Source organism: Gilliamella sp. Nev6-6 (assembly GCF_001690605.1).
GTDB lineage: Bacteria > Pseudomonadota > Gammaproteobacteria > Enterobacterales > Orbaceae > Gilliamella > Gilliamella apicola_C.
In genome coordinates, this window is sequence record NZ_LZHP01000071.1 from 1 (window position 1) to 23220 (window position 23220).

Sequence of the window (23220 nt, forward strand, 5' to 3'; positions counted from 1 at the left end):
CATCAATTGCTGCTTCACGAGAGACCGCCTTGTAAACAAGTTTCAAATCGCTCATAAATGCTTTGTGATGTTTAGAGGCAACATACTTAATTGAATGGCGGATTTGATGAATAACACAAAGTTGAACCTCTGTTTGTGGGTAAATAGTATTAATCGCTTCAGGAAAGCCAACTAATCCATCGACACAAGCAATTAAAATGTCATTTAATCCTCGGTTTTGTAAATCGGTCAACACCGATAACCAAAAATGAGCCCCTTCGTTTTCAGATAAATACAAGCCTAATACTTCCTTTTTTCCGGCTAAATTAAGTGCAAGTACAGTATAAACAGCCTTGCTGTGATAAACCCCATCTTCTTTTACTTTATAATGAATTGCATCCATCCAAACAAACGGATAAAGCGATTCTAGCGGTCGTTGTTGCCATAATCTGAGCTCAGGAATGATTTTATCTGTAATGGCGGTTAAAGTTGCAGGAGAAAGACGAAAAGCATAAATCTCTTCAATATGCTGGCTGATATCTTTATAACTCATCCCCAGCGCATACATACTGAGAATTTTTTGTTCAATTTCATCGTTTAATGTTGTCTGATTTTTTTTGATGAGTTGAGGTTCAAATGAACCGTTTCTATCTCTTGGTGCATCAAGTTCGAAACTGCCTGATGAGCTTTTTATTGTCTTTGAACTCTTACCATTACGCCGATTAGGGGTAATGTCGTTGGCTAAATGAGAATCTAATTCCGCCGATAACGCCGCTTCTGTTAGCTGCTTGATTAATGGCGTTAAAATACCATCTTTACCCGTTAGCGGTTGACCATTTTGTAATAATTTTAATGCTTTTTCAAAATCAAATTCTTGGGACATGGGTCATTTCCTTTTTTGTTACATAGTTTACCGAAATGACACAGAATATTGAACAGTCTCTAATTTGATAATTAATACTTTGTAAAAACGCTCAGTCGCTTACATTTCATGATTAAAATAATCGCCTAAAGACACACTTTCAGTAATGACCAACCCCCCCATTTTGATAAGCCGATATTTTCCAACCCACTATTAACTTTAGGTACTAAGCACAGTTAAACGTTTGATCTCAACAGATAACATTTTCCAAAATATTTGATTATCACCCTTAACTTTCCTTTTTAATTTGCTTTCAGCTGTCACTAGTTTCGAACTTTTTGAATCAAAATTGATACTTTATTTATTTTTAATTTTACTAAGCATCAAAATAGATACTTGCATAATATTGATTATATTTAATATTTTTTTATTTATGTGATAACGATCACTTTAGAAAGGTCGTTAAATTGATATCATATGTGCAGAATATTAATTAAGGAGTAGTACCCAATGAGTAAGTTAATGAATAACGAAAATGTTATCAGTTCAAACAATAAATCAACATTACCAAAATGGCGAAAAAGCGACACTTTATGGATGCTTAGTCTTTATGGTACCGCAATTGGTGCTGGAGTGCTTTTTCTACCCATTAATGCAGGTGTTGGTGGATTGATTCCATTATTAGTTATGTTGATTCTTGCCTTTCCAATGACATTTTTTGCCCACCGAGCTTTATGTAGATTTGTTCTATCAGGAAAAAACAGTAATGGCGATATTACTGTTGTTGTAGAAGAGTCTTTTGGGCGCACCGCAGGAATTTGGATAACGGTGCTGTATTTTTTTGCCATTTACCCAATATTATTGGTATATAGTGTTGGTATTACCAATACAGTAGACAGTTTTATGGTTAATCAACTAGGTATGCAGCCAATACCCCGTGCTTTGCTTTCGTTTGTTTTAGTTGCATTCTTAATGTCAATTGTTCATTTTGGTGAAGAGCTGATTGTTAAAGTGATGTCCGTTTTAGTTTTCCCTTTTATTGCGGTTTTAATGATGCTAGCTTTATTTTTAATCCCTGAATGGAATAGCAGTAATTTATCCTTTAGCCTTAATAGTGAAGGTGGACATAGTATATTAATGACACTTTGGCTGGTTATTCCCGTTATGGTCTTTGCGTTTAATCACTCTCCCATTATTTCCTCATTAGCTGTTGCTAAACGTAAAGAATATGGCAATATTTATGCAGAACCGAAATGTACTAAAATTATTGCTGCCAGTAACATAATGATGGTTGTGACTGTTATGTTTTTTGTTTTTAGTTGTGCTCTGTGCTTATCGCCAGCTGAACTTTTAGAAGCAAAAACACAAAATATCTCGACTTTATCTTATTTAGCTAATCGATTTAATTCGCCAGTTATTGAATACATTGGGCCGCCAATTGCTTTTATTGCCATGGCTAAATCGTTTTTAGGTCACTATCTTGGCGGTAAAGAAGGCTTTAACGGCCTTGTGCAAAAAATATTACGTAACCGCAACAAAACGATTTCAGAAAAGAAACTTGATAAACTAGCCATTGCATTTATGTTTGTAACAGCGTGGGGAATTGCAACAATTAATCCAAGCATTTTAGCGCTTATTGAATCACTTGGTGGACCTATTTTAGCTATATTATTGTTCTTAATGCCTATGTATGCAATTCATCAAATCCCAGCATTGGCAAAATATCGTGGAAAATTAAGTAATGTATTTATTGTTGTTATGGGATTAGTTGCAATTTCTGCGGCTATCTATAATTTATTATAAAGATTACCTAATAGGTAATAATCACCTATTTAATTAATGTATGTATGAAATCCATCGACATTCGTCGGTGGACAAAATAGTCTGTAGGTTATCCTACTAGTAAAATAAACAATGGGTACAATAAGCATTAACCACTAATGAGAATTAAAAACTTATTTTCGTAATCCCAAAATTGAGGTTATTTGTTGATACTTTTGTTTAGCATTTTATTAGCAAAGATAAATTTACAAAAATATAACTATGCCTATGATATTTATACTTGGCATTAAAAAGGAAAATTATGAGTTCAGTATTTGAAATATTTAAAATTGGTATTGGGCCTTCAAGTTCACATACAGTAGGACCAATGAGAGCGGGTAAAGCTTTTATAGATCAACTAATTAATAAACAAATGATGTCATCAGTGACAAAAATTGTGGCTGATGTTTATGGATCTTTGTCGCTAACAGGTAAAGGGCATCAAACAGATATTGCTATTGTTATGGGATTAGCGGGTGAAAAGCCTGATACTGTAAATATTGATAATATCCCAAATTTTATCGAAAAACTTAGCCAAACGCACCGTTTACCTATTTATAATCATTCCTACGAAATTGATTTCCCATTAGATAGTTGCATGGTATTTCATTCTAAATTTTTACCATTACATGAAAATGGTATGACTTTAAGTGCCTATAACGGTGATACCTTATTATTTCAAAAAACTTACTATTCTGTAGGTGGCGGTCAAATTGTTGAAGAAGAGCAATTTGGCCAGCAAGAGCAAGATGCGGTAAAACTGCCTTACCCATTTATTTCAGCTCAAGAATTATTAAAACATTGTGAAGATAATGCCTTATCAATTTCTAGCGTTATGATGAAAAATGAGTTGCAATTGCACACTTATGAAGAAATCGAAAATTATTTTTCTCGCGTTGGACAAACTATTTTGGAATGTATTAACCGTGGAATGAATACTGAAGGTTTATTACCTGGACCGCTTAAAGTTCCGCGTCGGGCATTTTCGTTATATCGTCAATTATCCACCACTAAAGACAAAATTATTAGTGACCCTATGGTAATTATTGATTGGGTAAATATGTTCGCACTTGCCGTTAGTGAAGAAAACGCAGCGGGTGGACGGGTGGTCACTGCGCCAACAAATGGTGCATGTGGCATTATACCCGCTGTGCTTGCTTATTATGATAAGTTTATTAATCCAGTTACTCCTGATATTTATATTCGATTTTTCCTAACTTGTGGTGCAATAGGGCAACTTTATCAAATTAATGCATCCATTTCTGGTGCAGAAGTCGGGTGCCAAGGGGAAGTTGGCGTAGCTTGCTCTATGGCTGCTGCTGGACTTACTGAGCTGTTAGGTGGTAATCCTGAGCAAGTTTGCATGGCAGCAGAAATAGCAATGGAACATAATTTAGGATTAACTTGTGATCCAGTTGCAGGTCAAGTGCAAGTACCTTGTATCGAACGTAATGCTATTGCCGCGGTAAAATCGATAAATGCAACAAGAATGGCTCTAAGGCGAACAACTGCGGCAAAAGTATCTTTAGATAAAGTGATTCAAACTATGTATGAAACAGGAAAAGATATGAATGCAAAATACCGAGAAACATCACGCGGGGGGCTTGCCATTACCGTTCATTGTAGTTAAGTTGAAATTATTTGTTGCGTCAAATTCGCCGATTATGCAATCGGCGAAACCTTAAATTATATTTCTTTAAATTATATTTCTTTAAATTATATTACTTTAAATTATATTACTTTAAATTGTATTTTCTTAAATTGAACTTTCTTAAATTGCATTTAATGTTTCCAGCGCATAGTATTGACTTTAGAACGCAAAAAATCATTCTCAACTAGCACATCCACCTTTTCTTGTTTTATTGTACGGTATTTTCTTTTCCGCTTAAGTTGCTCCATTGATGTTTTATGAATCACTTCATTATAGGCAAGCAAATTATTCAGTTGATCCAGTTCATCTAACCCACGAAGAACCGCAATTAATGTTTGTAATGTAATGGATTCGCCTTGTTCAATGCGTTTTATTGTCGCAATACCGATTCGAGATTTGTTAGCCAGTTCTTGCTGAGATAAATTTTTTTCAATTCTTGCTATTTTTATTCTGCGACATAACATAGCAATCATTTCGGCAGTTTCATTCATAAAATATCTTTTAGGTATGATATGCCACAGTATGTGACATATCATCTACTGTTATTGAATTAATTGTTCGTTTTCATGAGCTTTGATTTGTTGCTTTTCTAAGCTTTCTAAGATCTTTTTATGGATGCCATTAAAGCCACCATTACTCATAATTAAAATGGCATCGGTTGGGCGAGCTGTTTTGGTTATCATTTCAACAAGTAAATCAATATCACCCGTCCAGTGAGCAGGTTGGATACAAGCATCAACAACATCAGCAACTAACCAAGGCAATTGTTCTGGTTGAAAGATAAAGATTTCGTCAGCACGACCTAGTGATGGTGCTAGTTCATCTTTAGATACGCCTAGCTTCATGGTATTTGAGCGAGGTTCAAGAACAGCTAAAATGCGACGATTTGCACCAATTTTACTACGTAATGCCTCTAATGTTGCTAAAATTGCAGTTGGATGATGAGCAAAGTCGTCGTAGATTTCGATGTTATTTATTTCACCATAGAGTTCTAGCCGCCTTTTGGCATTGATAAATGAACTTAATGCTAAACAAGCATCGGCTGGATCAATGCCTACATTATGTGCTGCGGCGATTGCCATTAATGCATTATGCATATTATGTTCGCCCACTAAGGAATATTTCACTTCGCCTACTTTTGCATTGTTATAGTAAACTGCAAAACGACTTGCGTCGTTATTTATGCGCTGTGCCAACCAGCCTGTTTCAGACTCAGTAAAGACTTGCTCGCTCCAGCAACCTTTCGCCAATACTTGTTTTAAATTTACATCTTCTTGTGGTGAAATAATTAACCCTTTGCTTGGCACTAAACGAACCAAATGGTGGAATTGTTTTTGAATTGAGCTAAGATCATCAAAAATATCGGCATGATCAAATTCTAAATTGTTCATGATAAGTGTTTTAGGGCAGTAGTGCATGAACTTGGAACGTTTATCGAAGAATGAACAATCGTATTCATCAGCTTCAATCACAAAAAAATTCCCTTCCCCTAATCGGGCTGATACATCAAAATTACCCGGTACACCACCAATAACAAAACCTTGTTTATAATTTAGTTTTTCTAAAATCCAATTGATCATACCTGCGGTTGTGGTTTTGCCATGTGTTCCAGCAACCGCAATAACCCAGCGATCGCGCAAAACATTATCATGTAACCACTGAGGCGCAGAAATGTAAGGGATGTTATTATCTAAGACATATTCAACGCAAGGGTTACCTCTTGATAAGGCATTGCCGATGATGACTAAATCGGGTGTAGAGGCGAGTTGTGATGGATCATATCCTTCAATAATATCAATGTGCTCTTTTTGTAACAGTGTACTCATTGGTGGATAAACATTTTTATCTGAACCTGTTACTTTATGACCTAGCGAGCGAGCTATTAATGCAATCCCAGCCATAAATGTACCACAAATTCCAAGAATATGAATATGCATTTTGAATCCTTAACGTTGCGTAAATTTTATGTTGATGATGTTAGATAACCATCGTAATTAGATGTAAATTAAGCACAATTGTCAAATTATAATCCATTCTAATTGCTTAGGCGATAGGCCATAGATATTTTATCAGTAATTGTGGAGCTTGGTTACCCCGAAATTCATCTACATCCAGATGATAAACTAATTCTACTTTTTTTATCGACTGATCAGGCCATTGTTGTCGATTGACATTAAAACAGACACCTTCAATAAATGGACCACCATTTTGTGGCTCTAATACTAATTTAAGGTGTTTGTCTGCAATTAACCGTTGTTGATGAATAACAAATACGCCATCAAAAATAGGCGTATCAAACCCCTCGCCCCAAGGGCCAGATTTTTTTAACAATTTGGCGGTTGCGTAAGTAAAGTCTTGGCTATCTATTTCACCGTCTGTTTCAATAATATGTTCTAGTAAATCAGGATCGACTTGTGTATTTAAAAGTGCTTGAAAACAACGTGTAAAATACGCTAAATCTTTTTCGTGAATAGTTAAACCAACTGCCATTGAGTGCCCACCAAAGCTAACGATTAAATCAGGGTGTCGCTGATTTAATTCATCAAGTAGATCGCGTAAATGAACGCCTTTAATTGAGCGTCCAGAGCCTTTTAAAAAACCATCTTGGGTTGAAGCAAACGATATAACTGGTCGATGATATTTATCTTTCAAACGAGAAGATAATATACCAATAATACCTTGATGCCACTGTTGATGATAAAACACCAGTGCGTTAGGAATTGATATATTTTTCTCTTCAATTTCTTGAATAAACAATAAAGCTTCTTTATGCATTGTTTGTTCAATCAATTTTCTATCACAATTGAGATTATCAAGATCTACTGCTTTATTAATTGCTAAATCATAATTATCACAAAGTAATAATTCAACGCCTAATGTCATATTATCCATTCTTCCCGCAGCATTTAATCGAGGCGCTATATAATAAGCTAAATCGGTTGATGTAATCGAAGCAGGATCTTTCTTCGCTATATGCAATAAGGCTTTAATACCTTCGCTACAATAACCAGATCGAATTCTGTTTATACCTTGGTGAACCAAAATACGATTATTATGATCAAGTTTAACCACATCAGCAACCGTACCTAAAGCAACTAAATCTAATAAATTCGTTACATTATATTCAGTTAACTTATTGTCCGTGAACCAATTTTCTTGCCGTAATTTGGCTCGTAAAGCAAGCATGAAGTAAAAAGCCACACCCACTCCAGCTAAATGCTTAGAAGGAAACACGCAATTAGGTAAATTAGGATTGATTATAGCATCTGCATCAGGTAATCGTTCTGGACATAAATGGTGATCAGTAATAATCACTGGCAAATTTGACTGCTTGGCAAAATCGACAGCTTCAACAGCAGAAATACCGTTGTCCACAGTAATAATGAGTTGCGCATTTTTTAATAGCGCTTTTTTTACAATTGAAATACTTAGCCCATATCCATCATCAAAACGATCCGGAATGATATAATCAACAAATTGGCACCCCATATTTTTAAGGGCTTTAACGGTTAAAGCAGTACTAGTAGCACCATCAGTGTCAAAATCGCCAACAATCATGATCCGTTGATTATTCTTCATTGCCAAATAAAGAATTTCAACGGCTTTGTTAATGCCATCTAATGTGTCGTAATTGTGCAAATTGCGTGTGGTATAGTCGAGCTCTTGCATACTAGTCACCCCACGTAATGCATAAACTCGCTGTAATAATAATGGAATATCCTCGGAAAATTCTGGAGATCCATCAGGTAATTTGCGATGTCTTAATTTATTTTTTTTCATATTTTGTATGCTAGCGCATTAGCGCTAACATTGAGTTTAATATTATATTTCAACAGCGGTAATTAGTTATTTACTTGTTTTTTTTATCTAAAACTTCAAGTAATTTATCTGCTGGTACATAACCAGAAACAAGCTCGCCATTAGGTAAAATAATTGCTGGTGTACCGCTAATTCCAAGTCGCTTCCCAACATTAAATTGTTGGGTAACGTAAGGAATCATACTACTAGCTGGTGAAATTTTATTGCCTTTATAAGCATTTTCAAACGCGGCTTTACGATCTTTCATGCTCCAAATAGATTGCATATTTTTACCAACATCACTTTTATCTCCTGCTCGAGGAAAGGCAAAATAGTGCACCGAAATACCTGCTTCTAAATATTTATCAATATTTTCGTGCAATAATTTACAGTAATGACAAGTGTAATCAGTAAAAACAGAAATGACATATCGTTCATTAGGCGCTTTGTAAACAATGGCATCTTTTGCAATTGTTTGCATTAGTTTAAGGTTATTACTGTTAGCAATATTTTCAAGATTGTCACCTTGAACATTATAAATAGGACCTTGAGTTAAATATTTGCCATCTTCTGTAACATAAAAAATACCATCAGGCGTAGAAACGCTTTTAAACCCTTGTATTGGGCTATTAGTAATTTTTAACTCTTTATTGTCGTAACCTAACTTATTTAAAGTTTTTGTTATATCAGCATTACTCGCTAATACTGAGGTTGAAATTAAAGCTAAAGCTAAACCTAATTTTTTCATTCAATTACCCTTATTTTTTTGAGTATTACGCTCGAGGATGATGTTTACTATGTAACTGTTTTAATCTTTCAGTTGCCACATGCGTATAAATTTGCGTCGTTGATAAACTACTGTGCCCAAGCAACATTTGCACAACACGCAAATCAGCACCGTGATTAAGCAGATGCGTTGCAAAGGCATGACGAAGCACATGAGGTGAAAGTGCTTCAATATTGATACCTGTTAATACGGCATAATATTTAATTCTATGCCAAAAGGTCTGACGTGTCATTTTTTTTCCTAATCGACTAGGAAAAAGAACATCAACAGGCCCTGTTTTTAGAAGATCATTTCTGCCATATTTAAAATAATATTCAAGCCAATAAACCGCTTCTTCACCCAGCGGTACTAAACGTTCCTTATTGCCTTTACCTATCACTCTTACAACACCTTGCCGTAGGCTAACATCACTAATTTCTAAATTCACTAATTCAGATACACGTAAACCGGTTGCATAAAGTACTTCAAGCATTGCTTTATCTCGAAGTTCAATCGGATCGTCTATGCTTGGCGATTCAAGTAATGCCTCCACTTGTGATTCGGTTAAATCTTTAGGTAATTTTTTGGGAAGCTTGGGGGATGATAATACCGCTGAAGGATCATCTGCACGATAGTTTTCTTGATATAAATATTGAAAAAAACGTTTAGTTGCACTAAGTAATCTTGCAGAACTACTTGCTTTATACCCATCTTGCACCCGTTGCATTAAAAATGCTTGTAGATTAACTGTTTGAGCAGACAAAAATGTGACATTTTGTTGTTGTAAAAACTGACTTAATGCCAGCAAATCTAACTTATAAGACTCAATGGTATTTTCAGCTAAATTCCTTTCTAACCATAAAGAATCTAAAAAATGTTCTATTAATATTTTATTTTGGGGCGGGGTGTCGTGATTCGACATCAATATCATCTCTACATTACATTTATTCTGACATTATATACTAACTGCCAATAAGTTGTAGATTTTGTCTATTTGTTATCTTTTAAACAGAGGTAGTTTATGATTTTTTTATTAATTACTATATACTGCACTTTTAGTTGTTTTTTGTACTATTTATATTAAAAGGCATTATGTTAAAACGAACTATTAATATTTTTATTGCGCTATTTGCAATCTCTATTATTGCCATGGAAACTTACATTTATTGGCATACTAAATTTCGTCCTTGGCAACCCGAATCTTCAATAGGGCGATTAATTTATTATTATAGTTTCTTTACAGTTTTATCAAATTTAATGTTAGCATTGAGTTGTTTTTGGCTAGCTATCAATCCTAACTGTCATCGATACAGTTTTAAAGTTATTCGTTTGAATGGATTGGCGGGTGTGATGATAACGACTATTGTATATAACCTAGTGTTAAGAAGCATCCATACACCGCCACCTAATGTATTATTGAAAATTGCGAATGAAAGTTTACATGTGATTATTCCTGTTTTGGGATTATTGAGCTGGTTTATTTTTGGACCATTTCGACGAATTAATTTAAAAGTCATTATGGGGGCGTCATTGTCAATGATTGGCTATGGTGTTTATATTTTTATTCGAGGTTACTATACCAATCTGTATCCATATCCTTTTATTAATGTTGTAAAGATTGGTTATTCCCAAGCACTATTTGCTGTAAGTAAGTTTTTTTTATTATTTTTGGGAATTGCCTTTTTATGTTGGTTGATTGATTACTTAAGGAGTAAAAATGAAACTGTATATTTATGAACATTGCCCTTTTTGTGTAAGAGCTAGAATGATTTTTGGTTTAAAAAACGTGCCAGTTGAACTACAGGTATTGCTTAGTGATGATTTTCAATCGCCAGAGCGTATGATTGGTGAAAAGATGGCGCCGATTTTACAGAAAGACGATGGCAGTTATCTGCCTGAAAGTTTAGATATTGTTGATTATGTCGATAACAATTATGGTGGCAATCCCATTTTAATTGGCGATAGATCAGCAAATATAGCTGAACTCATAAAGCAACTACAGCAATATGATTATAAGTTAGTGTGTCCACGATATATAAAATTAGGTTTAGCCGAGTTTGCGACACAAAGTGCTATTGATTATTTTGTTACTAGTAAAAAGGAAAAAATGGGATCATTTGATCAATGTATGGCACAAACCGATGCACTAGTCGCAGAGGCGTTAACGGTGTTAAATAAACTTGAATTGCTAATTATTTCACCAGAAGCATGTAATGGACAATTATCTTTAGATGATATCTGTTTGTTCCCCGTTTTACGAAATTTGACGTGTGTTAAAAGTCTAGTTTTTCCACCTAAGATTAAGGCCTATATTCAAGCAATGGCAAAACTCAGTAAGGTTGATTTATTTTTCAGTAAAGCAATTTGATGATTCGTTATGTGTGGTAGGCTATTTTGATTTGATATTAAACCATATTAGTAAAACCATCTTAATAGAACTATAGCAACAGATTTATCGCTACACAACTTGCAATCATAGTAAAAGAGAACAGTAAAAATAGGAATAAAAACTGTTCTCTTTTTAGTTTGCTAATAACTTATTGCAATTAATTATTTTAAATGATTATGTTAATTACCTAATTTAAGATCAATCACTTCAATATTATCTTTACCACCATAAATATCATACCAAGGAGTGGCATATTGTTTTAATATCTTATTAAGGTGCTCAACATTTTCACGGCCAGTTTGATCTAACCAACGTTTTAATCCCTCTTTTCCACCTTTTGCATAGGCGGCAACGCCTTCAAACCATGTAGCTCGTCCACCAAGGATGCCACTATATTTAGCCCCATTTTCACCAGCAAAAATGAGTTCTTGGTGGAAGGTTTTTGTTGGCACGCCCGCACTTAAATAAATGAAAGGACGCGTTGCGGCATCGCTGGCTTGTTTAAAGTAGTCAGCAGCTTGTTTTTGCGTGTAGACAACGACGTTGTTATCGTTAAAGCCTTCGACATTTTTAAAAAGTACAGGAACTTCGACTTTTAAAATATCAATGTAATATTGCTCTTTAGTAAATTCTTTAATGGTATTAATGACTTTTTGTGGTTTGATTTTTGCAAATTCTGGGCTTTTATCGTCAGTTATCGCATTATCATATACTATAGGTTCAACAAAAACGGGAATATCGGCAGCTCTTGCCTCATTACCTAAACGTTCTAAAAAAGCGTGCTTTTTATCTAAAATATCTTGAGGATCATCAGGATTATAATAAACCAATACTTTTGCGGCATCCGCGCCTTTTTTTATTAAACGTTGTAATGAATCTTCTGGCAAAATATCGGGCAATCGTCCTGGCGTATTGGCGTCATAGCCCGTCTTTTCGTATGACATGATTAATCCAGCATTGCTATTTTTTGCCGCCATACCTTTAAAACCATATTCTTCATCTAACAAAATTGCGCTAACATATTTAGTTAATTCTTGAGAAACAAGCTCCTTAAATTCATACACCATATCAATATGATAACGATCTTTACCAACCGCAGATTCCATCATCTTAACCATTGAACCACGTTGATCAATCGCTAATGCAGCAATCACGCCATCTTGGTTTGATAGTTGTTGCATACGTGTGAATTTACCACGAGAAATACATTTTCTAGCCATTTTATAGCCTCCATTTAGTTAGTTTCTTTATTATATTGCTTTTTTTTGGTTGTTTATTAATCATTTGTGCTAGTTACAGCGATATCCTCAATTTAAGCCAATACCATTGTTATCTAATGGCATTATGATTGAACTTAAGTTACCACTTTAGTAATTATCGCCTTTAAAAAATAGTTGACTTATTTTCAGCCTATATCAGTATGCTGCATATGTTTATAACAACCCCTTTTTATAACAACACCACAAATTTATTTTTTTCAAATTTCAATGAAAGGCTATGTTCATAGTATAAATTATTAAACAATGAATATTATTTAATAGAATTGTGAAACCACTCATATTTTTCAAAAATAATTCGTTTAGAATAAAAAGCAATTATGTTTTAACTTTAAAATTTATTTAGGAGAAAAAAATGAAGGCAGCAGTGATTAAGCAAGAATGCGATGGTCAAGTTGAAATTAAAGATATTCCAGTTCGCCCATTAGAAGCGGGAGAAGCATTAGTTGACGTTGAATATTGTGGTCTTTGTCATACTGATATCCATGTAGCATCGGGTGATTTTGGCAAAAAGCCAGGCCGAGTTATTGGTCATGAAGGTGTGGGAATAGTGACTAAAATTGCTCCTGATGTAAAGAGCCTTAAAATTGGTGATAGAGTTAGTATTGCTTGGTTTCATGCTGGATGTGGTACTTGTGAATATTGTATTTCTGGTCATGAAACATTTTGTCGTAATGCGTTAAATTCTGGATACAGTGTTGATGGCGGTATGGCAGAGCAGTGTATTGTTAAAGCAGATTATGCGGTTAAAGTACCTGAAGGATTAGATCCCGCACAGGCAACAAGTATCACTTGCGCCGGCGTTACAACCTACAAAGGCATTAAAGTTGCCGATACCAAACCGGGGCAATGGCTTGCTGTATTTGGTATTGGAGGTTTAGGAACACTGGCTATTGAGTATGGTAAAAAAGTGTTTAACAATAAAGTGGTTGCAATTAGTAATAGCGATAGTCAATTAGAATTGTGTAAAAAGTTGGGGGCAGATTTAGTCGTTAATCCTAAAAAAGTGGATGATGTAGGTGCTTATATCAAAGCGCACACTGAAGGCGGTGTACATGGTGCTGTTGTGACCTCAGTGACGAAAACAGCTTTCAATCAGGCTATTCATTCAGTACGCCCTTTAGGACGTGTTGTTGCCTTAGGTTTGCCTTCAGAAACTATGGACTTGAGTATTCCGAAAACAGTGCTTGATGGTATTCAAGTTTTAGGTTCACTGGTTGGTACTCGTGAAGATTTAGCCGAGGCATTTCGTTTCAGTGCTGAGGGTAAAGTAATACCAATGGTTGAAAAAAGACCATTAGAAGATATCAATGACATGATCAACGAAATGAAAGCAGGTAAAATTCGTGGACGTATGGTTGTGGATATGAAAATGAAGAAATAGAAATCACTTTTCAGTAATCTAGAGAATAAAAAGCCAGCTTCTAGCTGGCTTTTTATTTATGTTATCATTTTTATTTTTAGTGTTTTTAATTAGTTAAAATTAATCCTTCTTGTATTTTATAAATAAATCCCTATTATAAACAAATTTTGCTTATTGATAGATTCAAGGGGATCTTTATGTCAGATCACAATTTAGAAAATAACTTGCGGAAAGATCTTGGTTTAGTTTCTGCGTTATCCCTGGTTGTTGGGATGGTTTTAGGCGCTGGTGCATTTATGAAACCACCTTCAGTATTGGAAGTTACTGGCGATTATCATTATGCTTTATTAGCTTGGATTATTGGTGGTGCTATTTCCATTTGTGGTGGATTAACGCTTTGTGAATTAGGCGTCATGTTCCCAAAAACTGGGGGCATGCTTGTTTATTTAGAAAAAATCTATGGCGCTAAAATCGCTCACCTTTATGGTTGGATGATGACAGTTATCTTTTCTCCAGCGTTAATTGGTGCATTAGTCGGTTATTTTAGTTCAGTATTTTGCTCATTATTTGAGATTGAAGACTCATATAAAATGGCGGTAGGTGCAGGAGCATTAGGCTTTATTGCCTTTATTAATGCAATTGGTGTCAAAGAGGCAGGATATTTACAAACCATTGCAACGGCTTGCAAATTGATTCCGATATTACTACTGGCGGTATTTGGTCTTTGGAAAGGCAATGGGCAAGTCGCATTATTTGGTGCTAGTGGTCAAGGTATTGAAACATTTGCGCCTTTTGCTGTTGCTATCTTAGCTACATTATTTGCTTATGATGGTTGGGCACAGGTTGCATCGGTTGCAGGTGAAATTCATAATCCATCTAAAGTATTACCAAAAGCAATCATTTTTGGGATTATCTTTTTAGTGATTGTTTATGCTTGTATCAATATAGCATTCTTTAAAATCTTTCCTGTCAACGAAATGGTTTCATTAGGGCACGATGCCGCCGCGGTTGCTTCACAGCGAATGTTTGGACATTCAGGAGGTAACTTAGTTGCTGTTGGTATTATGATCTCGATTTTGGGTGGTATTAATGGTTATATCATGACATTATCGCGTACTATTTTTAGCATGGCAGAGCGTGGAACTATTGTTGGTGCACGTTATTTAAGTACAATAGATGAGGATAGCCGTTCTCCTGTTAATGCCATTTCAGTCCTTGTTATTTTTGCATTTTTATATTCGGTTTTGTTAGATGCCGATCGTTTATCTGAAATTTCTATGTTTTCGATTTGGGTATTTTATTTACTAACCTTTGTTGGTGTTATGATAGCCAGAAAAAAATACCCTAATATACCAAGATCTTACAAAGTCATTGGCTATCCGATTATCCCTATTTTAGCCATATTGGGCGCTGTTTATGTGATTTACGGTATGCTAGTTTATCAAACAGAAAATGGGCTGGCATCAATTGTGCTGACGTTAGTTGGTTTACCAATGTACTATTATTATCAACGAAAGAACAAACATAGCGAACTTTCAGTCGGTGAGGTGAAAAAGTACCGTGTAAAAACACAATATACCATTGCTATAGTAGCAATAAGTGTTGTTGCTATATTAATTATTTATGGAAGCATAATTAGTAAATAGCAACCTTATTTCTGGTTAGATGATTTATTTAAGGGGGTTTATTTAAGGTTATTTATTTAAGGGAATTGCTTACTCATGTTTTTTTAGTCGGTATAAAAGCAACAATAGATGTTTTTTAACTGAAAAGTGTGACTAAAAATAAGTTAAAATTAAGCCATAATGTCTTTGTTGTAAAATAGGGCTTAATTAAATGATGGGCTTTCTTAAAGATGCCTTTTCTGTGTTTTATATAGCCACTAATATAAATAGTGGCTATAGATACTTTAACTAATCCTTTGAATCAATTTTGGGTTTAGCTATGTAATTATAAATAACCAATATAGCAAAGATAGCAATAATAATGCTCATTATGATATCTTTGTTAAACCACTTAGCCATATTACCTAAGATAATTCCAACACCGCAAAAATCGACATCAGAGAAAGTCGTATTTGCAAAACCCAAAGATCCTAGCACAGGCAGTAGCATAACCGGCAAGAATGTGACTAATAGACCATTAGCAAATGCTCCGAGCATTGCCCCACGGCGTCCTCCCATTGCATTACCAAATACCCCCGCTGTTGCACCACAAAAGAAATGAGGAACAACGCCTGGTAATATCAGAACCAGATTTAATTGCCCTAAAACAAATAATCCAATTAATCCACCAAGAAAACTAAATAAAAAGCCGACGAGAACAGCATTTGGCGCATATGGAAAGACAACAGGACAATCAAGAGCGGGCTTTGCATTAGGCACCAATTTTTCTGAGAAGCCTGTAAATGCTGGCACTATTTCAGCGAGAATTAATCGCACACCTTGTAGAATGATAAACACACCAGCAGCAAATGTAATGGCCTCTATAATCGCATAAACTAAATAATTATCACCTTTACTTAGATTAGTTTCGACATAATCAGAGCCAGCAAATATAGCTAGAATGAGATAAATAATCATCATAGTTAATGAAATTGAAATTGAGCTATCGCGTAAGAAACTTAGGTTTTTAGGTAAATTCATCTCTTCAGTTGAGCGTGAGTTTTTACCTACAACTTGTCCAAGCCAGCCAGCTAGCACATAACCTAAAGTACCAAAATGGCCAAATGCGACATCATCATTACCCGTAATTTTACGCATATGCGGTTGTGCCAAAGCAGGGAAAAAAGCCATGATAAGGCCAAGCACTAACGATCCAGTAAATACCAGTTGCCAGCCTTTAAATCCTGCAACGGTTAAAATAATACTAATCATACAGGCCATATAAAAGGTATGATGTCCTGTCAAAAAGATAAATTTTAAACGTGTAAAACGTGCAACTACGATATTAGCAACCATACCAAATGCCATAATTAATGCCGTTGCTGCACCATATTCATTTAATGCCATAGAAACTATAGCTTCATTATTAGGAATAATACCTTGTAATTTAAAAGCTTGCTCAAACATCATGCCGAGTGGCGTAATTGCACTGATAAGCACGCTTGCACCACCGCTTAATACCAAAAAACCTAAAATTGTTTTCACGGTTCCTTTTACGGTATCAGCAAATGATTTATGTTGGGCTATTAACCCAACCATGGCAATTAAACCCACCAATACGGCAGGTACTTTTAAAATATCAACAATAAATTTTACGATTTCCTGAATCATAGCAACACCTCATAGGTCGTTAATTCTTAGCAAGATGCTCAGCAAGTTTGGATTCTAGATCGTTGATATCAATAATATTGCTTAGTACCACTAATTTATCTGCCGGGATACCCGAACTGGCCGCTAAATCTTTGGTCATAACAAAAATATCGGCTTGATCGGGTGAGATAGATGCAAGATCGGCATGTGTTACTTCGGCATCAACATTTAATTTCTTAAGCACTTTTTTGATATTCATTTCAACCATAAAACTACTACCTAGACCTTGACCACAAACAGCCATAATTTTCATATTATTTATCCTTTTATAAAGTTTAATTAAATTTAATAACGATTGGTTACAGTTAAAATCTGATCGCAATGTTGAGCATTAAAAATGGCTTGCATATCATTTGATTCACCAAATAAGGTTGCCAATTGCGTTAATATTTCAATATGACTAGAACTATCAATTGCTGCTAATAACGTAATTAAATAAACTGGATCATTATCTGCCGAATTGAAATTTACCCCTTGTTTGACTAATAACATTGATAAGCCTAATTGGTTTACACCATGCTCTGGTCTGGCATGTGGCATTGCAATGCCAGGCGCTAACACATAATAAGGTCCAAGTGATTCGTGTAATTCAAAAATTTTTTCAATATAATTAGGAGAAATCGTATTGTTTGCTAATAATGGTGATGCGCAAAGCTGTATAGCTTCTTTCCAATCATTTACAGAATCAACAATATTCACAGTTTGCTGTGTTAAATAGTTAGCGAGCATTTTCTCTCCATTAAAATTCTGATAATTTATTGAAAAATTAGCATATAAATTAAAAATAGCCACAATTAAAATAATAGAAATGTGATAGCGCTATCATATTTGCATAAATTTTTATTTATTTTGTGATGTAGATAACATTTCTAATAAATTCATTAAAAATAATTATGTTGATAGAATAATATTATTAAAAAATTGAGTTTTAAAAGGTGGCTCACAATATTTATATTAATGGATAAGTCACTCATCACTGGCTTGCAGTTGTCAAAATTAGTCTTTTTTAAACGAACGGTTAGATTAAATTCAATTAGGATGAAATATGCAAAGCGCAAAAAAACGGAGGAATACAGGGCAGGTTACTTTATTTGACGTAGCGAAATATGCCGGTGTGGGCTCTATGACCGTGTCACGCGCCTTACGCACGCCAGAACGTGTTTCTGTTAAACTTCGCAAAAAGATTCAAATTGCTATCGATGCGTTAGGATATAAACCCAATGTTACCGCTAGCCAGTTAGCCTCGGCGTCATCTAGCCCAGTTATTGCAGTTATAACAACCAAAAACCACGATCATTCTGCGCAAATTTTGCTTGATGTGTTACAAGCAAATTTAATTAAACAAGGTTATACAATATTGTTTATTGAATCTGAGCATTATTATAACCGTGAACTAAAATTGTTAGATTCTTTACACAACCATAATCTCGAAGCAATATTGTTATTTTATGTCGAAAATGACGTTATTATTGAGAATGTTAATCTTAATAAAACGATACCTATTATGAATATTGGTAAGCAATATGATACAGCGGCAGATCCTGATATAGCGTTAGATAATAGTTTAGCAATGTATATGCTAACCGAACATATAATAAAAAAAGGCTATCAAAATATTGGGTTACTGTGTGCCAACCAACAAAATTATCTCTTTCAACAGCGTTTACATGGTTGGCATAAGGCGATGTTGGATTATCATCTACCTACCCATCGAGTTATCAATGCTGCCAAGCCCGCTAATTTTAGTACAGGTAGCTTATTACTGCCTGACATATTATTGAATTGGCCTGAAATCGATGCCTTAATTTGCACTACTGATGAATTAGCCTGTGGTGTGCTTTATGAGTGCCAACGACGGCATATCCGTGTGCCACATCAATTAGCAGTGAGTGGATTTGGTGATAACGAGTTTTGCCAAGTGAGTTTTCCACCTTTAACAACAGTCTCCTTACCTGCGGCAAAAATAGGGGAACATTTGGCGATGCAACTATTAAGTAAGTTAAAAGCTCAAACTCATTGCCATAAACCAGATTTATCAACGTTCGCCCCTATACTTCGTTTAAGAAACAGTGCTTAGTTGCATTGAGTGCCAAATTATATTAAATCCTAGGTTATATTAAATACTTAGCTGTCATGATATTTTGCATATACATCCAATCGACTAGTTAGCAAGGCTTAAAATAATGAAGCATGCATAGCAATCCCCAAACTGTGGTGGTGTGAAGTAGCGAGTATAAATCACCTTTCTATTTTCTTCACTTCACCGAGTTTAAAATTACACCTCATGTTTCAATCCAGAAAATAGCCAGAAAAACTTCAATAAAATCAATGTCTTTTCTGAATGATTTTTAAACTATAAAATCCTCAATTGCTAAATCACTAATCGGTTACTGATGGTTATGATTTAGCGCCAGAATATACCACGACAGCCATGCATGAAGTCAGAGATTTAGCACAAAGCCTACCCAAATCGAATGTGATAACAGTCGCTTATTTTATCCACAAAAAGCAAAACGCCAAAAATCACACAGCCCTCAAAATAAGCCATTTTGCACTGAAAAATCAGTCAGAAAAGCCATTGATTTTATTTAATTTTTTGTTGTAAAAATAAAAATGCAAAATCAAAATGGCTAGCTTTTTATAAAACTATAGCGATAAAAGGGAAAGTAGATTTTTTAATATGTCAGAAAGGAGATGGTCGGCGAGAGAGGATTCGAACCTCCGACCCACTGGTCCCAAACCAGTTGCGCTACCAAGCTGCGCTACTCGCCGTTAGGAAGCGCATAATACTGCGCTTCCTGAAAAGTGTCAATACTTATAGTAAAAAATATATAGCAAAAAATAGGCTTGAGATTTTATTTTGCTAACGGTGCTGGTGTTTTACCAATACGTTGATAAAATTCAACAACAAAATCCTCGTAACGTTTGTTAGCAACCGCCTCACGAATTTCAGCCATTAAGCGTTGATAATAACGTAAATTATGAATGGTATTTAAACGTGCACCTAAAATCTCACCACATTTATCTAAGTGATGAAGATACGATTTAGTGTAATTTTTACACGTATAGCAATCACAATGAGGATCAAGTGGTGTTGTGTCATCTTTATATTTAGCATTACGAATTTTAATCACACCATTGGTAACAAATAAGTGACCATTGCGGGCATTGCGGGTTGGCATCACACAGTCGAACATGTCAATACCACGACGTACGCCTTCGACTAAATCTTCAGGTTTCCCCACCCCCATTAAATAACGGGGTTTATCAGCGGGTAATTGTGGGCAAGTGCCTTCTAATATACGGTGCATATCAGCCTTGGGTTCACCAACCGCTAACCCGCCAACCGCGTAACCGTCAAAGCCTATTTCAGTTAATCCTTTAATTGAAATATCCCGTAATTCTTGATGAATACCACCTTGCACAATACCAAATAGTGCATTTTTGTTGCCTAATTCATCAAAGCGTTGTCGGCTGCGTTTAGCCCAACGTAAAGACATTTCCATTGATTTTTTGACATAATCCCAATCAGCAGGAAAGGGGGCACATTCATCAAAAATCATTACAATATCAGAACCCAAGTCGTATTGAATTTCCATTGAAATTTCAGGCGATAAGAAAATCGAATCGCCATTAATTGGATTACGAAAATGAACACCTTCTTCTTTGATTTTTCGAATATCGCCTAAACTAAAAACTTGAAACCCACCTGAATCGGTTAAAATAGGTCCTTTCCATTGCATAAAGTCGTGCAAATCACCATGTTTACGCATGATTTCTTGCCCAGGCCTTAGCCATAAGTGAAACGTATTACCGAGTAATATTTGCGCACCTGTTGCAGCAACTTCTTCTGGTGTCATACCTTTTACCGTGCCATAAGTGCCTACAGGCATAAACGCTGGGGTTTCAACAGTGTATTCAACTCCACGGCGATCGAATTTCATTCGCCCACGACGAGCTAACCCGTCAGTATTATCTAGTTCAAATTTCATTTTTTGTTAACCTCTTGCGACCAAATAAACAGTTTGGCGCGAATTATTGTTATAATGCGTAATCGCATCATTAATTTGCGGGACCTAGTTTATCTTGCTTGACTAAAATAAACAATATTTGAAGGGGCTTTGAATCGTTTGAAACGTATTATTCTACTATTGTCAGGTTGGTCGATGTTTTTTCTCACTGGGTGTCAAATTCAAAGTAAAGCTTACCCCAAAGTGATTACTTCCGATCGGATTCAATTGTTATCTGAAAATGATATTTTTTCAATTAGTCAGATGGCTTGCCTTGAAATAGATAAGCGGGCAGTCATTCCTCCTGATTACCATGCTTTAAGCCAAAGACTCAATAAAATTGCTAAAACCCTGCCCAGCAAGGCTAATAATATTGAGATAAATTATCAAGTTTATATTAATACTGAACCTAATGCATGGTCTACCGCTAATGGTTGTATACGTGTAAATAGTGGTTTGATGAAATTATTGAATGATAATGAGTTACAGGCAGTACTTGCCCATGAGCAGGCTCATATCGCACTTAAACATGCTATTAGCTTGTTTAAGCAAGCACCTTATATCGAATTTACTGATAAAATTGGCGAACTTGTTGTTATTGCTAAAGAAGACGTGGCTCAACAATATGAAATTGAAGCTGATAACTATGCTTTTGATTTATTAATAAGTAAAAACATAGATCCGATGAGTTTAGTTGACATGTTAGCCAAATTGCCTATTCACTCAACCAATAAACCAACATCACATCCTTCAAGAATAAAACGAATAAAGAATATTATTGCTAGACTAAAGCGGTAAAAAGCGGTAAATAACTATTTGTGCGATCAGTTAAATAATAGCCAACTAGGTTTGCACTTAGCTCAATTTTATTTGGCTATTTATTTAACCGCTTTTTAAGATTTATTATCACGAAGCCGAAATAAACATAGCATCGCCGTAGCTAAAAAAACGATAGCTTTCTTTAACTGCATGCTGATAAGCATTCATGGTATTTTCGTAACCAGCAAAAGCAGAAACAAGCATAATCAAAGTTGATTCCGGTAGGTGAAAATTTGTGATAAGTGAATCAATAACCTTAAACTGATAGCCTGGATAAATAAAAATTTGGGTATCGTCAAAAAAAGGAGCGATTTTTCCTGTCTTTTGTGCGGCACTTTCTAAAGCACGAACCGATGTAGTCCCTACTGCGATCACTTTATTGTTTCTGGCTTTGCATGCTAATACGGCATCGACAACCGAATCGGGGACTTGAGCATATTCTGAATGCATAATATGTGCCTCAATATTTTCAACTCTAACAGGCTGAAATGTTCCCGCTCCAACATGTAAAGTAACAAAAGCCATTTCAACGCCTTTTTGTTTTAATTTTTCTAATAAAGGTTTATCGAAATGAAGACCTGCTGTAGGTGCGGCAACAGCACCAGGTACTTTACTATAGACTGTTTGATAAACTTCACGATCCTGTTCGTTGTCAGGACGATCGATGTAAGGTGGTAAAGGAATATGACCAATTTTATTCAAAATACTGAGCACATCATCAGGGAATTGTAATTCAAATAAAGCATCGTGGCGGGCTATCATGGTCACATTAATGTGTTCATTTTCACCTAATATTAACTCAGTTCCTTCTTTTGGTGATTTTGAGGCTTTAATATGCGCAAGAGCACGATTACCATCTAGTAATCTTTCGATTAATATTTCTATTTTACCTCCAGATGTTTTTTTCCCATACAAACGAGCAGGAATCACTTTAGTGTTATTAAAAATCAATAAATCACCTGGATTAATTTTATCGATAATATCAGTAAATACCTGATCTTCAATTTTACCTGTACGACTATCAAGAGATAGCAGTCGACATGCACTTCTGGTTGCTGAAGGGTGTTTGGCAATGAGCTCTTTTGGAAGCGAGAAGTCAAAATCTGATAGTTGCATAATTGTATTCCTCAAAAAATGAGGCATTAGTCTAAAGCCCTGATTATGTCTAATC

Annotated in this window: 20 protein-coding genes and 1 tRNA gene; 8 read left to right on the forward strand and 13 right to left on the reverse strand. The window is 35.2% G+C overall.

Translation table 11 applies throughout. The features are described 5' to 3' along the window. Positions 1-862, reverse strand: an 862-nt coding sequence (locus tag A9G42_RS08680) for an IS256 family transposase (protein WP_065652685.1), incomplete at its 3' end; no start/stop codon positions are given. Positions 863-1363: 501 nt separating this feature from the next. Here A9G42_RS08680 and A9G42_RS08685 point away from each other — a divergent pair. Further along, entirely contained in the window at positions 1364-2644 is a 1281-nt protein-coding gene (locus tag A9G42_RS08685; RefSeq protein ID WP_065653230.1) for a serine/threonine transporter, read from the forward strand. Between the two features lie 280 nt (positions 2645-2924). Further along, positions 2925-4292 (forward strand): L-serine ammonia-lyase, encoded by a 1368-nt coding sequence (locus A9G42_RS08690; protein ID WP_065653213.1) that lies wholly within the window; start codon positions 2925-2927, stop codon positions 4290-4292. A gap of 152 nt (positions 4293-4444) precedes the next feature. Here the strand turns inward: A9G42_RS08690 and A9G42_RS08695 are convergent, their stop codons facing one another. The 5 genes from A9G42_RS08695 to xerD all read right to left on the reverse strand — a co-directional run bounded on the left by A9G42_RS08695 (position 4445) and on the right by xerD (position 9799). Continuing rightward, positions 4445-4804 carry a helix-turn-helix domain-containing protein gene (locus A9G42_RS08695; protein ID WP_065642181.1) on the reverse strand — a complete coding sequence of 120 codons (360 nt, stop codon included), beginning with the start codon at positions 4802-4804 and terminating at the stop codon, positions 4445-4447. A gap of 51 nt (positions 4805-4855) precedes the next feature. Further along, complete coding sequence (gene mpl / locus A9G42_RS08700) at positions 4856-6250, reverse strand: UDP-N-acetylmuramate:L-alanyl-gamma-D-glutamyl-meso-diaminopimelate ligase (protein WP_065653214.1); 1395 nt, start codon at positions 6248-6250, stop codon at positions 4856-4858. 106 nt (positions 6251-6356) lie between these two features. Next, on the reverse strand, positions 6357-8093 hold the full coding sequence (recJ, locus tag A9G42_RS08705; RefSeq protein WP_065653215.1) for a single-stranded-DNA-specific exonuclease RecJ: 1737 nt from the start codon (positions 8091-8093) through the stop codon (positions 6357-6359). A 70-nt stretch (positions 8094-8163) separates the two neighbouring features. Then, the gene (gene dsbC, locus A9G42_RS08710; protein ID WP_065566520.1) at positions 8164-8859 is read right to left on the reverse strand and encodes a bifunctional protein-disulfide isomerase/oxidoreductase DsbC; all 696 of its coding nucleotides are present in this window, start codon (positions 8857-8859) and stop codon (positions 8164-8166) included. Between the two features lie 25 nt (positions 8860-8884). After that, positions 8885-9799 (reverse strand): site-specific tyrosine recombinase XerD, encoded by a 915-nt coding sequence (gene xerD, locus A9G42_RS08715; RefSeq protein ID WP_065653216.1) that lies wholly within the window; start codon positions 9797-9799, stop codon positions 8885-8887. 170 nt (positions 9800-9969) lie between these two features. On the opposite strand from xerD, the gene A9G42_RS08720 reads away from it, so the two are divergent. Beyond that, a complete protein-coding gene (locus A9G42_RS08720; protein WP_065566518.1) occupies positions 9970-10614 on the forward strand; it encodes a Pr6Pr family membrane protein in 645 nt (214 codons plus the stop codon). Beyond that, the gene (gene grxB, locus A9G42_RS08725; RefSeq protein ID WP_065653217.1) at positions 10595-11245 is read left to right on the forward strand and encodes a glutaredoxin 2; all 651 of its coding nucleotides are present in this window, start codon (positions 10595-10597) and stop codon (positions 11243-11245) included. Before A9G42_RS08720 ends, grxB begins: the two co-directional genes overlap by 20 nt. A gap of 200 nt (positions 11246-11445) precedes the next feature. Here grxB and A9G42_RS08730 read toward each other — a convergent pair whose 3' ends face one another. Beyond that, positions 11446-12486 carry a tagatose 1,6-diphosphate aldolase gene (locus A9G42_RS08730; RefSeq protein ID WP_065653218.1) on the reverse strand — a complete coding sequence of 347 codons (1041 nt, stop codon included), beginning with the start codon at positions 12484-12486 and terminating at the stop codon, positions 11446-11448. A 412-nt stretch (positions 12487-12898) separates the two neighbouring features. Between A9G42_RS08730 and adhP the strand changes: the two genes are divergently transcribed. Together adhP and A9G42_RS08740 are read left to right on the forward strand one after the other, a co-directional pair. Further along, entirely contained in the window at positions 12899-13927 is a 1029-nt protein-coding gene (gene adhP, locus A9G42_RS08735) for an alcohol dehydrogenase AdhP (protein ID WP_065581714.1), read from the forward strand. A 176-nt stretch (positions 13928-14103) separates the two neighbouring features. After that, positions 14104-15552 carry an APC family permease gene (locus A9G42_RS08740; RefSeq protein ID WP_065566514.1) on the forward strand — a complete coding sequence of 483 codons (1449 nt, stop codon included), beginning with the start codon at positions 14104-14106 and terminating at the stop codon, positions 15550-15552. A 267-nt stretch (positions 15553-15819) separates the two neighbouring features. Here A9G42_RS08740 and A9G42_RS08745 read toward each other — a convergent pair whose 3' ends face one another. From A9G42_RS08745 to A9G42_RS08755, 3 genes are read right to left on the reverse strand one after another with little or no spacing between them, the layout of a single operon-like run. After that, complete coding sequence (locus A9G42_RS08745) at positions 15820-17181, reverse strand: PTS ascorbate transporter subunit IIC (RefSeq protein WP_065566513.1); 1362 nt, start codon at positions 17179-17181, stop codon at positions 15820-15822. Positions 17182-17200: 19 nt separating this feature from the next. Continuing rightward, entirely contained in the window at positions 17201-17473 is a 273-nt protein-coding gene (locus tag A9G42_RS08750) for a PTS sugar transporter subunit IIB (protein WP_065566512.1), read from the reverse strand. A gap of 32 nt (positions 17474-17505) precedes the next feature. Then, positions 17506-17949, reverse strand: a complete 444-nt coding sequence (locus tag A9G42_RS08755) for a PTS sugar transporter subunit IIA (RefSeq protein WP_065566511.1) — start codon at positions 17947-17949, stop codon at positions 17506-17508. A 316-nt stretch (positions 17950-18265) separates the two neighbouring features. On the opposite strand from A9G42_RS08755, the gene A9G42_RS08760 reads away from it, so the two are divergent. Next, positions 18266-19297: a LacI family DNA-binding transcriptional regulator gene (locus A9G42_RS08760; protein ID WP_065653219.1), complete on the forward strand. Its 1032-nt coding sequence runs from the start codon at positions 18266-18268 to the stop codon at positions 19295-19297. Between the two features lie 618 nt (positions 19298-19915). Here A9G42_RS08760 and A9G42_RS08765 read toward each other — a convergent pair. Next, positions 19916-19992 (reverse strand) — tRNA-Pro (locus tag A9G42_RS08765). An 83-nt stretch (positions 19993-20075) separates the two neighbouring features. Beyond that, entirely contained in the window at positions 20076-21212 is a 1137-nt protein-coding gene (gene tgt, locus A9G42_RS08770; RefSeq protein WP_065566509.1) for a tRNA guanosine(34) transglycosylase Tgt, read from the reverse strand. Positions 21213-21386: 174 nt separating this feature from the next. Here tgt and A9G42_RS08775 point away from each other — a divergent pair, with 174 nt between their 5' ends. Continuing rightward, positions 21387-22028 (forward strand): M48 family metalloprotease, encoded by a 642-nt coding sequence (locus A9G42_RS08775; RefSeq protein WP_065653220.1) that lies wholly within the window; start codon positions 21387-21389, stop codon positions 22026-22028. A gap of 108 nt (positions 22029-22136) precedes the next feature. Here the strand turns inward: A9G42_RS08775 and queA are convergent, their stop codons facing one another. Further along, positions 22137-23165, reverse strand: coding sequence for a tRNA preQ1(34) S-adenosylmethionine ribosyltransferase-isomerase QueA (queA, locus tag A9G42_RS08780; RefSeq protein WP_065653221.1), 1029 nt, complete (start codon positions 23163-23165; stop codon positions 22137-22139). Positions 23166-23220 lie beyond the last annotated feature (55 nt).

Bases quoted from the DNA above. Each gene is read 5' to 3' on its own strand.
- adhP (WP_065581714.1), top strand. From the start codon at position 12,899: ATGAAGGCAGCAGTGATTAAGCAAGAATGCGATGGTCAAGTTGAAATT.
- A9G42_RS08745 (WP_065566513.1), bottom strand. From the start codon at position 17,181: ATGATTCAGGAAATCGTAAAATTTATTGTTGATATTTTAAAAGTACCT.
- A9G42_RS08740 (WP_065566514.1), top strand. From the start codon at position 14,104: ATGTCAGATCACAATTTAGAAAATAACTTGCGGAAAGATCTTGGTTTA.
- mpl (WP_065653214.1), bottom strand. From the start codon at position 6,250: ATGCATATTCATATTCTTGGAATTTGTGGTACATTTATGGCTGGGATT.
- A9G42_RS08720 (WP_065566518.1), top strand. From the start codon at position 9,970: ATGTTAAAACGAACTATTAATATTTTTATTGCGCTATTTGCAATCTCT.
- xerD (WP_065653216.1), bottom strand. From the start codon at position 9,799: ATGTCGAATCACGACACCCCGCCCCAAAATAAAATATTAATAGAACAT.
- recJ (WP_065653215.1), bottom strand. From the start codon at position 8,093: ATGAAAAAAAATAAATTAAGACATCGCAAATTACCTGATGGATCTCCA.
- A9G42_RS08685 (WP_065653230.1), top strand. From the start codon at position 1,364: ATGAATAACGAAAATGTTATCAGTTCAAACAATAAATCAACATTACCA.
- tgt (WP_065566509.1), bottom strand. From the start codon at position 21,212: ATGAAATTTGAACTAGATAATACTGACGGGTTAGCTCGTCGTGGGCGA.
- A9G42_RS08730 (WP_065653218.1), bottom strand. From the start codon at position 12,486: ATGGCTAGAAAATGTATTTCTCGTGGTAAATTCACACGTATGCAACAA.
- queA (WP_065653221.1), bottom strand. From the start codon at position 23,165: ATGCAACTATCAGATTTTGACTTCTCGCTTCCAAAAGAGCTCATTGCC.
- dsbC (WP_065566520.1), bottom strand. From the start codon at position 8,859: ATGAAAAAATTAGGTTTAGCTTTAGCTTTAATTTCAACCTCAGTATTA.
- A9G42_RS08750 (WP_065566512.1), bottom strand. From the start codon at position 17,473: ATGAAAATTATGGCTGTTTGTGGTCAAGGTCTAGGTAGTAGTTTTATG.
- grxB (WP_065653217.1), top strand. From the start codon at position 10,595: ATGAAACTGTATATTTATGAACATTGCCCTTTTTGTGTAAGAGCTAGA.
- A9G42_RS08775 (WP_065653220.1), top strand. From the start codon at position 21,387: ATGTTTTTTCTCACTGGGTGTCAAATTCAAAGTAAAGCTTACCCCAAA.
- A9G42_RS08695 (WP_065642181.1), bottom strand. From the start codon at position 4,804: ATGAATGAAACTGCCGAAATGATTGCTATGTTATGTCGCAGAATAAAA.
- A9G42_RS08755 (WP_065566511.1), bottom strand. From the start codon at position 17,949: ATGCTCGCTAACTATTTAACACAGCAAACTGTGAATATTGTTGATTCT.
- A9G42_RS08690 (WP_065653213.1), top strand. From the start codon at position 2,925: ATGAGTTCAGTATTTGAAATATTTAAAATTGGTATTGGGCCTTCAAGT.
- A9G42_RS08760 (WP_065653219.1), top strand. From the start codon at position 18,266: ATGCAAAGCGCAAAAAAACGGAGGAATACAGGGCAGGTTACTTTATTT.